The sequence below is a fragment of the Polynucleobacter sp. genome (assembly GCF_044342855.1).
Classification (GTDB): domain Bacteria; phylum Pseudomonadota; class Gammaproteobacteria; order Burkholderiales; family Burkholderiaceae; genus Polynucleobacter.
In genome coordinates this window covers 1-15,991 of record NZ_JBIIPA010000011.1, presented here as the reverse complement: position 1 = coordinate 15,991, position 15,991 = coordinate 1, and the positions used below count along the sequence as shown (strand labels likewise).

The following is a 15,991-nucleotide window of genomic DNA, read 5'->3' as shown; positions in this document are numbered from 1 at the left end:
ATTTTATGGATGATCACAATAAACGCGTAATTGAAACAGCCCTCTTGTGCGCGCAAGAACCACTCACCGTTGCTGATCTGACGCGCTTATTTGCCGAAGACATTGCCGCTGGCGAAATTGATGATGTTCTATTAGAGCTTCAAAAAGCCTGGGAAGACAAAGGCATGGAGTTGGTGCACATTGCAACTGGCTGGCGTTTCCAAAGCCGTTTAGCGATGCGCGAGTATCTTGATCGTTTGACTCCAGAAAAGCCGCCAAAGTATTCTCGTGCAGTGATGGAGACCTTGGCGATTATTGCTTACCGTCAACCAGTGACTCGCGGTGAAATCGAAGAGATTCGTGGTGTTGCAGTGAGTAGTAATGTGATGAAACAGTTAGAGGATCGCGGTTGGGTTGAGGTCATTGGCCACAAAGAGACTGTTGGTCGACCAGGTTTATACGCAACTACCAAACAATTTCTAGATGACTTGAGCCTCACGAATTTGCAAAGCTTGCCAATGTTGGAAGATGCTGCACCAATGGCTGCGGCAGAGCATTTAGGTCAAGCGGTAATGGAGTTTGATCCAAGCGCGACGGTTGAAACAGTCATTGAGTTAGATGAAAGCGGCCAGCCGATCATTCAATCAGTAGACGAAGAGCTAACAAATGAAGAATCTATCAGCGAAGAGATTGCTGATGATGTAATCGGCGAAGAGATAAGTGAAGAAGCTGAAGAAGAAGTTTCTCCAGAGTCTGAAGATAAACCAGGCGAACAAAAATAATTATTAATGACAAGTCATAACGAAAACGATTCATCTCCGATTAAACCTAAATCGGATAATTCCCCTGGTTCTGAGTCTGCATCTAATCCTGCAGAAGGTGCGAAGGGTGAAGGGCGCGAGGGCGGTCAACGTCGTCCACGCCGCCAAGGCGCAGGCGCTAGCAAGCACCCCTTCAATAAGAAGGGTCCATTTAATAAAGACCGGCCTCGTCGCGAGGGTGGTGAGTCCGGTGGTCAGCGTGAGGGTGGTAATAATGCATCCGCTAAGCTCGCACCCAATCCGGCTGAGAGCGAAGCTTTGTTTGCGTCAGTAGTTTCTGGTGAGTTTGATGCGGCATTAGATGCGCCTGAAGTCGTTGAAGTTAAAAATCCTGATGGCTTAAATGAGAATGAGATTTCTCATCAGACTGGTGCTGAGCGTCGTGCACAACGTGTGCGTCATGATGAGGATGCGGATACGCCTAGCGACGATGAGATGAGTAGTTTGCAATTTGCAAACATCGATGATTTGCCGCTTAGCTTGCGTGATGAGGTTTGGTCAGACTTAGATGGTTTAGACGACGACGCTGACGACGAAGATACTGTGAAGTTGCATAAGGTGTTGGCTGATGTCGGTATGGGTTCGCGCCGCGATATGGAAGACCTGATTATTCAAGGCCGGGTATCCGTGAATGGATTGCCAGCCCATATTGGTCAACGTATTGGGCCGACTGATCAGGTGCGTATTAACGGCAAGCCAGTGCATCGCAAGATTCAGACTAAGCCACCACGCGTGATCATGTATCACAAGCCTTCTGGCGAAATCGTCAGCCAGTCCGATCCTGAAGGTCGTCCAACCGTATTTGATCGCCTACCAAAGCCACGCCAAGGACGCTGGATTGCGGTAGGGCGTTTGGACTTTAATACTGAAGGTCTTTTGTTGTTCACCACTTCTGGCGAGTTAGCCAATCGCTTGATGCATCCTCGTTACGGTGTTGAGCGTGAATATGCTGTCCGTATTCTGGGCGATTTGAGTCAAGAAAATATGACTCAATTAAAGAGTGGTATTACCTTAGATGACGGCCAAGCCAAATTCTTACGTCTTTCCATGGGCGGTGGGGAAGGTGCAAACCGTTGGTACCACGTTGCCTTGACTGAAGGCCGTAACCGTGAGGTGCGCCGCATGTTTGAAGCAGTCGGGCATGTTGTCTCTCGCTTGATTCGTACGCGTTACGGCATTTTCTTGTTGCCTCCCCGTTTGAGACGGGGTAAGTGGGAAGAGATTGAGGCTGGCGGTATCTATAACTTAATGAAGTTTGCAGGCTTAAAAATGCCGCAGCCACAAGATAAGGGTCGCAATCCGAATGCGCAAGGTCGCGATCGCCATTCCCCTGCTAGTGAGGACTTTCAGCCAGATCCAATGCAAACCTCGGTTTCTTACTGGGGCTCACGGGATGCTTTAACCCAGGCCAGTGGCCATGGCGCTCTAACCCATCAGGGTAGGGTTGGCAAGCCTGGTGGCGGTGGTTCTGGCGAAGGTCGAGGTCCTTTCCGGGGTCGCACCCAGGGCGGTCGTCCAGGTGCAGGTGGCCAAGGCCAAAACCGCAATAAAGGCAAGAAAGTCCATCATGGACAGTCTGCTTTTGTGACGGCAAGTCCTCAAAGTCCAGGAAATGGCCCTAAACGGGCAGCACCGAAAGGGCGCAAACCTTTCAATAAAGGCGCTAGAAAACCCCGAAATCCAAGCGAAAGCTTCTGATTTTGATGAGTTTTCCTCTAAATCGGCTATAATTTCGGTCTTACAGCATTTCGCTGCTGTTTTGAGTTGTTACCGACTGATGTTGCGATCAACGTAAGTCGGCCTGTTCTGAATTTCGAGAATATGGGCTTTGAAGCCCATTTTTTTTTGCCGTTTTGGATTGAAGGGTGTTCGTGAAAGATCAGCGGATTATTTCTGCAGAAGTAGAAAACCTAGGGTACACGCTAGTCGATATCGAGCGTGAAGCCGGAGGTTTGCTGCGCGTCACGATTGAAAACCCGGATTACGAGCGCTTGATTAATGTCCAGGATTGCGAAAAGGTAAGTCACCAACTGAGCTACACCTTGCCAGTGGAAAACATTCCCTTTGAGCGTCTAGAGATTTCCTCTCCTGGGCTGGATCGCCCTGTGAAGTCAGCGGCTGATTACGAGCGCTTTTCCGGAATGGAGGTGGATTTGAAGTTGCGTGTTGCTGCTGGCGATCGCAAGAAGTTTCGTGGTGTGTTGCAAGGTTTGCTGAGCGGCGAGTTGGATTCGCCTGATGCGAAATTTGGTTTGTTGTTTGAAGGTGCTGACGGCACTGAATCTCAATTGGAGTTTTCTTTAGCCGAGGTCGACAAGACTCGGTTGGTCCCTGTTATTGATTTCAAAGGAAGAAAGTCATGAGCCGAGAAGTTCTCATGTTGGCAGACGCCTTAGCGCGTGAAAAGAACGTAGATCAAGCGATTGTGTTTGAAGCGCTGGAAGTGGCGTTGGCATCAGCCACTAAGAAACGTTACCCAACAGAAGATGTGGATATTCGTGTATCGATTGATCGCGAGTCTGGTGAATACGAAACCTTCCGTCGCTGGTTGGTTGTTCCTGATGAAGCGGGTCTCCAAGAGCCGGATAAAGAAATCCTCCATTTCGAAGCACTCGAGCAATTTCCTGATATGGAAGTTGGTGAGTTCATCGAAGAGCAAATCGAATCTTTAGCCTTTGGCCGTATCGGCGCACAAGCCGCTAAGCAAGTGATCTTGCAGCGTATTCGTGATGCTGAGCGCGAGCAGATTTTGAATGACTACCTTGAGCGTGGCGAAAAAGTCATGACCGGTACCGTGAAGCGTGCCGATAAGAATGGTTTGATTATTGAGTCTGGCCGTGTCGAAGCATTGTTGCGCCGCGACCAAATGATTCCAAAAGAGAACCTCCGTTCTGGTGACCGTGTTCGCGCTTACATTCTGAAAGTAGATCGTGAAGCGCGTGGCCCACAGATCGAACTCTCACGTACTTGCCCTGATTTCTTGATCAAGTTGTTTGAGAACGAAGTTCCAGAGATGGAGCAAGGTTTGTTAGAAATTAAGGGCGCAGCTCGTGACCCTGGTATCCGCGCAAAAATTGCCGTGATTACTTATGACAAGCGCATTGACCCAATCGGTACTTGCGTTGGCGTTCGTGGCACACGCGTTACTGCAGTGCGTAACGAAGTGGCTGGCGAAGCGGTGGACATTGTGTTGTGGTCTGAAGATCCAGCGCAGTTTGTAATTGGCGCTTTGGCTCCAGCTCAAGTCTCCTCTATCGTGGTTGACGAAGAGCGTCACGCCATGGATGTGGTGGTTGATGAAGAAAACTTGGCAATCGCGATTGGCCGTAGCGGACAGAATGTTCGCCTAGCTAGTGAATTGACTGGTTGGCAAATCAACATCATGACTCCAGAAGAGTCTGCTGAGAAAACAGAAAAAGAAGCCGCTTCTGTACGTCAATTGTTCATGGATAAATTGGACGTTGACCAAGAAGTTGCTGACATTTTGATTGAAGAAGGTTTCAACACATTGGAAGAGGTTGCTTATGTACCTCTCTCTGAAATGTTGGAAATCGATTCTTTCGACGAAGACACGGTAAATGAATTGCGTACTCGTGCGCGTGACTCCCTCTTGACCATGGAATTGGCTAAAGAAGAGCGCGTTGGCGAAGTCTCACAAGATTTACGCTCCCTCGAGGGAATGACTACTGAGTTGGTTGCCAAGCTTGCTGACAATCAAGTTCACACACGTGACGACTTAGCTGAACTGGCTGTTGATGAGCTAGTTGAGGCGACACAAATTGACGAAGAAACCGCGAAAACGCTCATCATGAAAGCGCGCGAACATTGGTTTACTTCATGAGAGGAAGTAGTGCATGGCAACAACAGTAAAAGTACTCGCTAAAGAATTAAAACGTACCGCGCCAGACCTTCTGGAGCAATTGAAGGCGGCCGGTATCGAAAAAGGTTCTGAGGACGACAGCATTACCGAAAAGGACAAGACTGTCCTGCTTGGGCATTTGCAAAAAGAGCATGGTAGTGCCGATACGGGCAGTCGTAAAAAGATTACCTTGATCAAGCGCGAAAACTCCGAGATTCGTCAGGCAGACTCTGCCGGACGCACTCGTACCGTTCAGGTTGAGGTTCGTAAAAAGCGCGTCCTAGTTAAAGCGGGAGATAAAGCTCCTGAAGATACTCCAGCTCCAGTGGCTCAAGAAGTTGCTCCTGTAGAGCTTGCTAAACCAATCCTTTCTGCTGAAGAGTTAGAAAAACGCGCAGCTGAAGCAACTCGTCAAGCCGAGTTATTGGCTCGTCAAGAAGCGGAAATGAAGGCGGCAGAAGATGCCCGTCAAAAAGAAGTTGAAGCTTTGGCTGCTGCAAATGTTGCTAAGCCTGTTGCCGAGAAAGCTGTTGCGTCGGAAGACGATGCCGCTCTTGCTTTGGCAGCCGCTGCAAAAGCTGCTGACAGTAAAGCGCAAGCTGATAAAGCCGCCAAAGATATTGCTGATGCCAATAAGGCGCAGTTAGCTGATATTACAAAACGTCGTGCCGCTGCTGAAGCTGAGGCTTTAGCGATTCGTGACATGATGAGTGCGCCCGCACGTGTTCTCAAGGCACCAAGTGAAATTGCTGCTGAAGAGGCTAAAAAAGGTACCCTGCATAAGCCTGCGAAGGTTGAGGGTGCCGATGATAAGAAAAAAGTAGTTGCTAAGGTTGGCGGCAAAACAATTAAGTCTGCTGAGACTTCATCTACTTGGCAAGAAGAAGGTGCCAAGAAGCCTGGTGGTATCAAGACTCGCGGCGATAGCTCTGGTGGCGTAAATGGTTGGCGTTCTGGTGGCGGTAGAAGAAAGCAGCGTCAAATTGCTGAAGCCAACGTCGACACTAACTTCCAGGTTCCAACAGAACCCGTTGTTCGTGATGTTCATGTTCCAGAAACCATCACTGTTGCTGAGTTAGCTCATGCAATGGCAGTTAAGAGCGCAGAAGTAATTAAGCTCTTGATGGGTATGGGCCAGATGGTAACGATTAACCAGATCTTGGATCAAGATACTGCAATGATCATCGTAGAAGAAATGGGTCATACCGCTCATGCTGCTAAGTTAGATGATCCAGATTTAGATCTTGGTATTGTTGGCCATGATGCAGAGCTGTTACCGCGTCCACCAGTGGTTACGGTGATGGGTCACGTTGACCACGGTAAAACATCTTTGCTCGATAAGATTCGTGCTGCTAAGGTTGCTACTGGCGAAGCCGGTGGTATTACTCAGCATATTGGCGCTTATCACGTTGAAACGCCACGCGGCATGATTACCTTTCTCGATACTCCGGGACACGAAGCCTTTACGGCCATGCGTGCTCGCGGTGCCAAGGCAACGGATATCGTGATCTTGGTTGTTGCAGCCGATGACGGTGTGATGCCACAAACGAAAGAAGCGATTGCTCACGCAGTAGCGGGTGGCGTTCCAATTGTTGTAGCAATTAATAAGATTGATAAACCTGAAGCGAACTTAGAGCGCGTTAAAACTGAGTTGGTTGCTGAGCAAGTAGTTCCAGAAGAGTATGGTGGTGATGTGCCATTTATTGGCGTCTCTGCTAAAACAGGTGACGGCATTGATGCCTTGCTTGAGAACGTACTCTTGCAAGCAGAAATTTTGGAACTCAAGGCAGCGAAAGATGCTCCTGCGCAAGGTCTCGTTATTGAGGCGCGTTTGGATAAAGGTCGCGGTCCTGTTGCTACTATTTTGGTTCAGTCTGGCACGCTTAAGCGTGGCGATATGTTGTTGGCGGGCTCAACCTACGGTCGCGTTCGTGCGATGTTGGATGAAAACGGCAAGCCATGCAACGAAGCCGGCCCTTCTATTCCCGTGGAGATCCAAGGTTTATCCGAAGTTCCTGCAGCTGGTGAGTCAGTGCAAGTGGTTCCTGATGAGCGTAAAGCTCGTGAGATCGCACTCTTCCGTCAAGGTAAGTTCCGCGATGTGAAGTTGGCTAAACAGCAGGCATTCAAGCTCGAAACCATGATGGAAAATATGGAAGAGGGTGCGGTTGAAGTCAAGTTGTTGCCTCTCATTATTAAGGCCGACGTTCAAGGCTCTCAAGAAGCTTTGTCACAGTCATTGCAAAAGCTTTCTACTGCGGAGGTGAAGGTTCAGATTGTTCACGCAGCTGTGGGTGGCATTACTGAGACTGACGTGAACTTAGCAGTTGCTTCTAAGGCGGTCATTATTGGCTTTAACTCTCGTGCAGATGGTGCGGCACGTAAGTTGGCTGAGAACAATGGTGTAGATATTCGATATCACAACATTATTTATGACGCGGTTGATGAAGTGAAAGCGGCCTTAAGCGGCATGCTAACACCAGACAAGAAAGAAGAAATCACCGGCATGGTGGAGATTCGTCAAGTCTTCTTGGTATCTAAAGTTGGCGCAATTGCTGGCTGCTTGGTACTTGATGGTGTTGTTAAGCGCGCCTCAAGCGTTCGTCTCTTGCGTGAAAACGTGGTGATCTGGACTGGTGAGTTGGATTCTCTAAAGCGCTTCAAAGATGATGCAAAAGAAGTTCGTGCTGGTGTTGAGTGTGGTCTGTCATTAAAAGGCTACAACGACATCAAAGAGGGCGACCAACTGGAAGCATTTGAAGTTACTGAAGTTGCCAGAACACTCTAAGAGTTACTTAGCTAATGCATAAAACTAGTCCACATCGTAACCAGCGTCTCGCCGATCAAATTCAGCGAGACCTGGCCGAACTGATTCCTCGTGAATTGCGTAGCCCAAGCCTAGGTTTGATTACCTTGCAAAGCATTGAGCTCACACCAGATTTGGCGCATGCAAAAGTCTTCTTTACTGTCTTAGGCGCTGAGCCTGAGGTTGCATTGAAAGCCTTACAGGATAAGGCGGGCTATTTGCATTCTTTATTGTTTAAGCGTTTGCATATTCACACTGTACCAACCCTGCATTTCCACTACGACAGTTCTGTTGAGCACGGCATAGAAATGTCTCGCTTAATTGATCAAGCGGTGGATAGTGATCGCAAAGACGAGAACGCGTAAATAGCTATGCCTGTACGTATCGACGGTGTTGTCTTGCTTGATAAACCTGCGGGCATGAGCTCGCAAGGTGCAGTCACTGCCGTGAAGCGTGCGTTCAATGCGGAAAAAGCAGGGCACACCGGCACGCTAGATCCAATGGCTACTGGCCTACTCCCGATTTGCTTGGGTGAAGCGACTAAGTACTCTCAGGATTTATTGGAGGCCGATAAAACCTATATCGCTCAAGTGAAATTCGGTCAGCGTACTGATACTGGTGATGCTGAAGGTTTAGTTATTGAAGAGCTATCAGTACCTGCATTTGCTGATGAAGCTGCTATCAAAGCCGCATTAGATGCTTTATTACCAGTCTTTACTGGTCCGATTAGTCAGGTTCCGCCAATGTATTCCGCCCTCAAACGCGATGGCAAACCTTTGTACGAGTACGCTCGTGCAGGTGTTGAGTTAGAGCGTGCTCCACGAGATATTACGATTCATGCAATTCGTTGGACCAATATCAATTGGCCAGAAGCCACTTTAGAGGTGAGCTGTAGTAAAGGCACCTATATCCGCGTGTTGGCGGAAGATATTGGCAAATCATTAGGTTGTGGCGCCCATTTGGTTGGTTTGCGCCGCACAGAGGTGGGTCACCTCAATCTCGAACAGTCTTTCACAATTGAATCTATTCAGAAGGGCTTGCAAGATAGCTCAAGCTACATCTTGCCTGTCGACGCACTCTTGCAAACATTGCCACACTTAACTGTGGATGAGCAACAAGCAAAACGCTTGGAGATGGGTCAACGAGTCCCACTAAATTTACCTTCGATAGAAGCGCTAGTACGCATCTATCGCGCAACTGCTGCACCTCATAACTTTATTGGTACCGGTGATTGGCGCTCCGGGGTATTGCATCCCAAGCGTTTGATTTCTTCAGCACATTAAATACATTCAATCCCTTTATTTATTAACCTTATTCTTAACTTCAGAAGCTTCACATGACTAAACGCGCACTTCGTAATATCGCCATCATCGCCCACGTTGACCACGGTAAAACTACTTTGGTTGACCAACTCTTACGCCAATCAGGCACATTCCGTTCCAATGAAAAAATGACCGAACGCGTCATGGACTCAAACGACTTGGAAAAAGAGCGTGGCATTACTATTTTGTCCAAAAACTGTGCGGTTGAATATGACGGCACACATATCAACATCGTAGACACACCAGGACACGCCGACTTCGGTGGTGAAGTAGAGCGTGTGCTCTCCATGGTTGACGGTGTTTTGCTCTTGGTTGATGCGGTTGAAGGCCCAATGCCACAAACACGCTTTGTGACTAAGAAAGCCTTGGCTCTTGGTTTGAAGCCAATCGTAGTGATTAACAAAGTTGATCGTCCAGGCGCACGTTGCGACTACGTGATCAATGCTACTTTTGAATTGTTTGACAAGCTTGGCGCTACAGAAGAGCAGCTCGACTTCCCAATCATTTACGCCTCAGGTTTGAATGGCTATGCAGGAACATCAGAAGATGTTCGTGAAGGCGATATGCGCCCATTGTTTGACGCTGTATTGAAATACGTACCTGTGCGTGATGACGATCCAGATGGTCCTTTGCAATTCCAGATTTCTTCAATCGATTACAACAGCTATGTCGGTAAAATTGGTGTTGGCCGTATTAGCCGTGGTCGCGTGAAGTCAGGCATGGAAGTGGTTTGTATGAACGGTCCTGATGGCGTGCCATTTAAAGGTCGCATCAACCAAGTATTGAAATTTAAAGGTCTCGAACGCGAAATCGTTGACGAGGCAGTTGCTGGTGATATCGCTCTAATTAACGGTATTGAAGAGTTGGCAATTGGTACAACGGTTTGCGCAGTAGATAAACCAGATGCATTGCCAATGCTCAAGATCGATGAGCCTACTTTAACCATGAACTTCATGGTGAACACTAGCCCATTGGCCGGCCGTGAAGGTAAGTTTGTTACTAGCCGCCAAATTCGTGAGCGTTTAGATCGTGAATTGAAGGCCAATATGGCCTTGCGTGTTCGTGAGACTGATGACGATACTGTATTTGAAGTATCCGGCCGCGGCGAGTTGCATTTGACGATTTTGGTTGAAACCATGCGTCGTGAAGGCTATGAGATGGCGGTTTCCCGTCCACGCGTAGTGTTCCACGAAGAGAATGGCGTCAAGATGGAGCCATACGAGAACTTAACGGTTGACGTAGAAGATGCTACTCAAGGTTCTGTGATGGAAGACTTGGGTAAGCGTAAGGGTGAATTGCAGGATATGGTGAGTGACGGTAAGGGTCGCACACGTCTTGAGTACCGTATTCCTGCACGTGGCCTGATCGGCTTCCAAGGCGATTTCATGACTATGACTCGCGGTAACGGTTTGATGAGCCATACGTTTGATTCTTATGCGCCTGCAAAAGATGGCATCTTGGGTGAGCGCCATAACGGCGTATTGATTAGCCAAGACGATGGCGAAGCAGTTGCTTACGCTATTTGGAAACTACAAGATCGCGGTCGTATGTTCGTAAAACATGGTGACCCTGTTTACGAAGGTATGGTGATTGGTATTCATAGTCGTGATAACGACTTAGTTGTGAATCCGATTAAGGGTAAGCAATTAACCAACGTGCGTTCTTCAGGTACTGACGAAGCAGTTCGTTTGGTGACACCAATTGATTTGACTTTGGAGTATGCCGTTGAATTCATTAGTGATGATGAGTTGGTTGAAGTCACGCCGAAAAGCGTCCGTATCCGTAAGCGTCATTTGAAAGAGCATGACCGTAAGAAAGCTTCCCGCGAGTAATTGCGGAGCTCTTCAGTTGGTAAATAAGGGTCACCTTTGGGTGGCTCTTATTTTTCCTTCATGCCAATTCTTTTAAAACCTTAGTAAATTATTTATTTCATGCTGCCATCAATTGAACAACGCCTTGCCCAAGAGTTATCCGCTAAACCCGCTCAAGTAGCTGCCGCTATAGCGCTAATGGATGAGGGCGCAACAGTTCCTTTTATTGCGCGTTATCGTAAAGAGGCGACAGGCGGCTTGGATGATACGCAGCTGCGTTTACTAGAAGACCGTCTAGGGTATTTGCGTGAGCTGGAAGAGCGACGCAAGGCGATTGTTTCTTCCATTGAAGAGCAGGGCAAGATGACCCCTGAGTTACTTAAAGCCATTATGTTGGCTGAGGATAAGACGCGCCTAGAAGATCTCTATCTCCCTTATAAGCTCAAGCGTCGGACTAAAGCCCAAATAGCCTTAGAGGCTGGATTAGAGCCCCTGGCAAATGATTTATTGGCAAATCCCACACTCGATCCAGAAGTGGAGGCTGTCAAATATCTTAAAGAAGCATTTACATCCGACCAGGGTGAGAACCCTGGCGTGGTTGATACCAAAGCTGCTCTTGAAGGCGCCCGTCAGATTTTGATGGAGCGCTTTGCAGAAGACGCTGGTTTAGTGCAATCACTGAGAACCTATTTGCAAGAGCATGGCGTTGTGGAATCCAAGGTTATCGCTGGTAAAGAGCAAGAGGGCGAGAAGTTCGCCGACTACTTTGACTACTCGGAGCCCGTCTCCGCAATTCCGTCACATCGTGCCTTGGCATTATTTAGAGGTCGCCGTGAACAAATGTTGATGGTTAATTTACGTCTCGATACTGAAGCAGAAAAGCCGAAATGGGATGCACCCCACAATCCCTGTGAATCCCGCATTGCTAACCAATTCAAGATTAAGAATGAAGGTCGCCCTGCAGACCAATGGTTAGCAGAGACAGTGCGTTGGACTTGGCGCATTAAGTGCTCCATGCATTTGGAGTCAGAGTTGATGAGCGCTTTGCGTGAGCGTTCTGAGACTGAGGCAATTAATGTCTTCGCTCGTAATTTAAAGGCCCTTTTACTAGCCGCACCAGCAGGACCAAAGGTCACCATTGGCCTAGACCCTGGCATGAGAACAGGTGTGAAGGTTGCTGTTGTGGATGCTACTGGCAAGGTAGTAGATACGGATGTGATTTACCCCCACCAGCCAAAGAATGATTGGGACGGTTCATTGCATACCCTTGCGAAATTGGCCGAGAAACACCAGGCGACCTTAATTTCAATCGGTAACGGTACAGCCTCACGTGAGACGGATAAGTTGGCGCAAGATTTAATTAAAGCCAAGCCTGAGCTCAAGCTCACCAAGATCGTAGTCTCAGAAGCAGGCGCATCGGTTTATTCAGCTTCTGAGTACGCCTCAAAAGAATTACCCGGCATGGATGTATCTTTACGCGGAGCAGTATCGATTGCCAGAAGATTGCAAGATCCTTTAGCGGAATTGGTGAAGATTGACCCGAAGTCGATTGGTGTCGGTCAGTATCAGCATGATGTGATGCAGACCCAGCTTGCTAAATCATTGGTGGCAGTCGTTGAAGATTGCGTTAATGCGGTTGGTGTAGACGTCAACACGGCTTCAGCGCCTTTGCTGGCAAGGGTTTCAGGTCTGAGCAGCACCGTTGCAGAAGGCATTGTGACTTACCGAGATAGCAATGGTGCCTTTCAGACGCGGGCGGATTTACGTAGCGTGCCACGCTTAGGCGATAAGACCTTTGAGCAGGCCGCTGGATTCTTGCGCATCATGAACGGCAAAGATCCTTTAGATGCATCAGCAGTCCATCCAGAATCCTATCCTTTGGTAGAGAAGATTCTGAAAGACATTAAGAAGGGCGTCAAAGAAGTTATTGGTGATGTAACTATTTTGAAAGGCCTCATCCCAGAAAAGTATGCCGATGCGAAGTTTGGCGTTCCTACGGTTACCGACATCATCAAAGAATTAGAAAAGCCAGGCCGTGATCCACGTCCTGAGTTCACAACGGCAACCTTTAAAGATGGTGTAGAAAAAATCAGCGACCTTAAGGCCGATATGATTTTGGAAGGTGTTGTGACTAACGTTGCAGCCTTCGGCGCATTCGTAGATATTGGCGTCCATCAAGATGGCCTGGTTCATATTTCCGCGCTAGCCAATACCTTTGTTAAAGATCCGCACACTGTAGTCAAAGCAGGGCAGGTTGTTAAGGTCAAAGTGCTAGAGGTGGATGAGAAGCGCAAGCGTATTGCGTTGACCATGCGACTATCAGATGAGGCGCCTAAATCAACTCCAGGCGCAAAGCCAGAACAAAGGGCAAATCGCCCAGGCGCTCCAAGAAATCCAGAAGCCAGAAAGCCTCAGGAAGATAGAAGATCTGTACCCCCAATGAACAATGCGATGGCTGAAGCTTTGCGTAAATTAAAGGGTTAACTCATACCTAGGGTGGTTATTTGGCCTCCCATCAATAATGTAGTAACATTTATACATTAGCAATATTTTATTGGAGGGTTAGATGATTACTACCTTTTCGAGCCGAGAATTTAATCAGGATACTGGTCGGGTAAAAAAAGCTACAGAAGCGGGCCCTGTTTTTATCACCGATCGGGGTAGGCCTGCGCATGTCTTGATGACATTCACAGAGTATCAACGCGTGACTGGAAAAAAGAAAAACATCTTAGATCTTGTGGGTATGAAGGGCGCTGGAGAAATTGATTTTGAACCTGCGAAAATATCTAGCCTGACAAGGCCAATTTCGGATCTTCTTTAATGTATTTGCTTGATACAAACGTAGTTTCAGAATTTAGAAAACTGGGAAGCGGTCAAATTAATTCAAATGTTCAAGAGTGGGCTGAGGAAACTGACCCTGAGCTCATGTTTCTTTCGGCTATATCAATCCTAGAGTTAGAGATTGGAGTCTTGCAAGTCGAAAGAAGGGATAAAAAACAGGGGCAAGTCCTAAGAAAGTGGCTGAGTAAACATGTTCTGCCAGCTTTCTCAGAAAGGATATTGCCCGTTGATTTGCCAGTTGCACAACGATGTGCAAGCCTTCACGTCCCAAACCCTAAATCCGAAAGGGATGCCATGATTGCTGCCACTGCAATTGAGCATCGCATGACAATTGTGACGAGAAATATTTCTGATTTCAGTCACTCTGGTGTGAAGATGTTTAATCCTTGGCGGTAAGCCCTTAATTTGATGTTTGCTTTGTCATTAATTTGTCATATATTTCCATATAATTGGAAATATGAAAAATGCTAATGCTATTTCCGCCTTTTTAGCCTTGGGGCAGGAGTCCCGTCTCAATATCTTTCGGTTAATCGTTCAGCGCGGTGAGCTTGGTTTAACTCCGGGCGACATCATTGAAAAGCTAGGCATTCCTAATGCGACTCTGAGCTTCCACTTAAAGGAGTTGGTTCTAGCTAATCTGCTGCTTGTCGAGCGCCAAAGTCGTAATCTAATCTACCGTCCCAATGCATCTTTAGTACAAGACTTAAGCGCATTTCTGTTGGATAACTGTTGCGGTGGTCGACCCTGCACCCCTACCAAATCTCCCAAGAAATCCAAAGCCCTATGAAAACCTACAACATCCTTTTTCTGTGTACTCATAATTCCGCACGTTCTATCTTGGGTGAGGCTTTGGCATCCACTCACCCGAGTGGCAAGTTTGTAGGTTATTCAGCTGGATCTACTCCAGGTGCGAGTGTCAATCCGATCGCTGCAGACATTGCAGTGGAGTTAGGAATGGATCGCACTCTACTGAAGTCAAAAAGTTGGGACGTATTTGGCGAATCTAATGCGCCGAAAATGGATTTCATCATCACGGTTTGTGACAATGCCGCTGGTGAGGTTTGCCCATTCTGGCCAGGTCAACCGGCTACGGCACATTGGGGCTTTCCTGATCCCTCTCAAGTGCAGGGCAATAATCTAGAAAAACGAGCAGCCTTTAATACCGTGATGAATGGTCTCAAGAAGCGGATCGATATCTTGGCTAGCATGCCTCTAGAGAAATTAGACTCAATGACCCTTAAAGCAATCCATACATCAATCTAGGTCAAAGCATGAACACCTTAACTAAAAAACTCTCCTTTCTAGATCGTTATCTCACGGTATGGATCTTTGCTGCAATGGCCTTTGGCATTGGACTGGGCCACTTCATGCCTGGCATTGAGGGGTTTATTAACTCCTTTCAGGTAGGAACAACAAATATTCCAATCGCTATTGGCCTAATCTTAATGATGTACCCGCCGTTTGCCAAAGTGCGTTACGAGGATTTGCCAGATGTTTTTAAGGACAAGCGTATTTTCCTTATTTCTTTGTTGATGAACTGGATTGTTGCCCCAACATTAATGTTCTTTTTGGCGATTACCTTTGTCCCAGATCAACCTGAATATATGGCAGGTTTGATTCTGATTGGTATAGCGCCTTGTATCGCGATGGTAATTGTTTGGAATGATTTAGCAAAAGGCTCAACAGAGTATGCGGCTGGCATAGTGGCATTTAATGCCATCTTTCAGGTTCTGTTCTTTAGTGTCTATGCGTATTTCTTTCTCACTGTTCTGCCACCTTACTTTGGCCTAGCTGCCTCTAATGTCAATGTGAGCATGGGGCAGATTGCGGAGAGTGTTTTTATCTACCTAGGTGTACCTTGCATTGCAGGTATCTTGACTCGGGTGGTGATGTTGAAATTCATCTCCAAAGATCGGTATCACGAGCAGTTTGTACCGCGTATTGGTAAGCTCACTTTGATTGCTTTGCTATTCACTATCGTGGTGATGTTTAGCTTAAAGGGAAAATTCATTCTGAGTTTGCCAATGGATGTGCTCACTATTGCCATTCCACTGCTAGTATTTTTCCTCATCATGTTCTTGCTGACATTCTTTGTGACAGGCAGAGTGGGTATTGACTACAAGCGCTGCTGCACACTCTCATTTACAGCCTCTAGCAATAACTTTGAGCTAGCTATTGCTGTCGCTATTGCGGTATTTGGGATCAATTCAGGCGCTGCCTTTGCTGCAGTTATAGGTCCTCTAGTAGAGGTGCCTATCATGATTGGCTTGGTAACTGTGGCGCTCTGGTTTAAAGAGCGTTATTACACAAAATAAGCCTTGCTTACGCCCTATAAGGTCTAACCAGTGCCTCTAAGCCAAAGGCGTCACTCGTATGCCTGAGTTCATCAATGGATGTTCTCAGCTTCTTGAGCTCCCCGCAAGATAACTTGCGTAATTTTTTGCGATCCATGCCATAGGTATCCACTAGATAACGAGCTCTAGATAGGCATATCTGCAGACGAATCAGCCAGTACACGGCAAAAATTCCAGGGGCAAATAAGAGAAGCAAAA

At 47.4% G+C, this 15,991-nt stretch carries 15 protein-coding genes; 14 read left to right on the top strand and 1 reads right to left on the bottom strand.

What is annotated here, in order from left to right; genetic code table 11:
* The first annotated feature begins 5 nt into the window (after positions 1-5).
* From scpB to arsB, 14 genes are all read left to right on the top strand, one after another.
* Positions 6-761, top strand: coding sequence for an SMC-Scp complex subunit ScpB (gene scpB, locus ACIQZ3_RS05185; RefSeq protein WP_397390994.1), 756 nt, complete (start codon positions 6-8; stop codon positions 759-761).
* A gap of 6 nt (positions 762-767) precedes the next feature.
* Positions 768-2,498 (top strand): 23S rRNA pseudouridine(2605) synthase RluB, encoded by a 1,731-nt coding sequence (rluB, locus tag ACIQZ3_RS05180; RefSeq protein ID WP_397390992.1) that lies wholly within the window; start codon positions 768-770, stop codon positions 2,496-2,498.
* Between the two features lie 173 nt (positions 2,499-2,671).
* Positions 2,672-3,163 carry a ribosome maturation factor RimP gene (rimP, locus tag ACIQZ3_RS05175; RefSeq protein WP_216226224.1) on the top strand — a complete coding sequence of 164 codons (492 nt, stop codon included), beginning with the start codon at positions 2,672-2,674 and terminating at the stop codon, positions 3,161-3,163.
* Positions 3,160-4,641 carry a transcription termination factor NusA gene (gene nusA / locus ACIQZ3_RS05170; RefSeq protein ID WP_397390990.1) on the top strand — a complete coding sequence of 494 codons (1,482 nt, stop codon included), beginning with the start codon at positions 3,160-3,162 and terminating at the stop codon, positions 4,639-4,641. Before rimP ends, nusA begins: the two co-directional genes overlap by 4 nt.
* Positions 4,642-4,654: 13 nt before the next feature.
* The gene (gene infB / locus ACIQZ3_RS05165) at positions 4,655-7,447 is read left to right on the top strand and encodes a translation initiation factor IF-2 (protein ID WP_397390988.1); all 2,793 of its coding nucleotides are present in this window, start codon (positions 4,655-4,657) and stop codon (positions 7,445-7,447) included.
* A 14-nt stretch (positions 7,448-7,461) separates the two neighbouring features.
* A complete protein-coding gene (rbfA, locus tag ACIQZ3_RS05160) occupies positions 7,462-7,830 on the top strand; it encodes a 30S ribosome-binding factor RbfA (RefSeq protein ID WP_015420788.1) in 369 nt (122 codons plus the stop codon).
* A 6-nt stretch (positions 7,831-7,836) separates the two neighbouring features.
* Entirely contained in the window at positions 7,837-8,748 is a 912-nt protein-coding gene (truB, locus tag ACIQZ3_RS05155; RefSeq protein WP_397390986.1) for a tRNA pseudouridine(55) synthase TruB, read from the top strand.
* 53 nt (positions 8,749-8,801) lie between these two features.
* Positions 8,802-10,619 (top strand): translational GTPase TypA, encoded by a 1,818-nt coding sequence (gene typA / locus ACIQZ3_RS05150; RefSeq protein ID WP_397390984.1) that lies wholly within the window; start codon positions 8,802-8,804, stop codon positions 10,617-10,619.
* A 99-nt stretch (positions 10,620-10,718) separates the two neighbouring features.
* A complete protein-coding gene (locus ACIQZ3_RS05145; RefSeq protein WP_397390982.1) occupies positions 10,719-13,082 on the top strand; it encodes a Tex family protein in 2,364 nt (787 codons plus the stop codon).
* 82 nt (positions 13,083-13,164) lie between these two features.
* Positions 13,165-13,419, top strand: a complete 255-nt coding sequence (locus tag ACIQZ3_RS05140) for a type II toxin-antitoxin system Phd/YefM family antitoxin (protein ID WP_397390980.1) — start codon at positions 13,165-13,167, stop codon at positions 13,417-13,419.
* A complete protein-coding gene (locus tag ACIQZ3_RS05135) occupies positions 13,419-13,835 on the top strand; it encodes a type II toxin-antitoxin system VapC family toxin (RefSeq protein ID WP_397390978.1) in 417 nt (138 codons plus the stop codon). The genes ACIQZ3_RS05140 and ACIQZ3_RS05135 overlap by 1 nt, the downstream gene beginning before the upstream one ends.
* Positions 13,836-13,896: 61 nt before the next feature.
* Positions 13,897-14,226 carry an ArsR/SmtB family transcription factor gene (locus ACIQZ3_RS05130; RefSeq protein WP_397390976.1) on the top strand — a complete coding sequence of 110 codons (330 nt, stop codon included), beginning with the start codon at positions 13,897-13,899 and terminating at the stop codon, positions 14,224-14,226.
* Entirely contained in the window at positions 14,223-14,702 is a 480-nt protein-coding gene (locus ACIQZ3_RS05125; protein WP_397390974.1) for an arsenate reductase ArsC, read from the top strand. Before ACIQZ3_RS05130 ends, ACIQZ3_RS05125 begins: the two co-directional genes overlap by 4 nt.
* An 8-nt stretch (positions 14,703-14,710) precedes the next feature.
* The gene (gene arsB, locus ACIQZ3_RS05120; RefSeq protein WP_397390972.1) at positions 14,711-15,754 is read left to right on the top strand and encodes an ACR3 family arsenite efflux transporter; all 1,044 of its coding nucleotides are present in this window, start codon (positions 14,711-14,713) and stop codon (positions 15,752-15,754) included.
* Positions 15,755-15,761: 7 nt separating this feature from the next.
* On the opposite strand, the gene ACIQZ3_RS05115 is transcribed toward arsB, so the two are convergent.
* On the bottom strand, positions 15,762-15,991 hold a 230-nt coding region (locus ACIQZ3_RS05115), incomplete at its 5' end, for a hypothetical protein (RefSeq protein ID WP_397390970.1).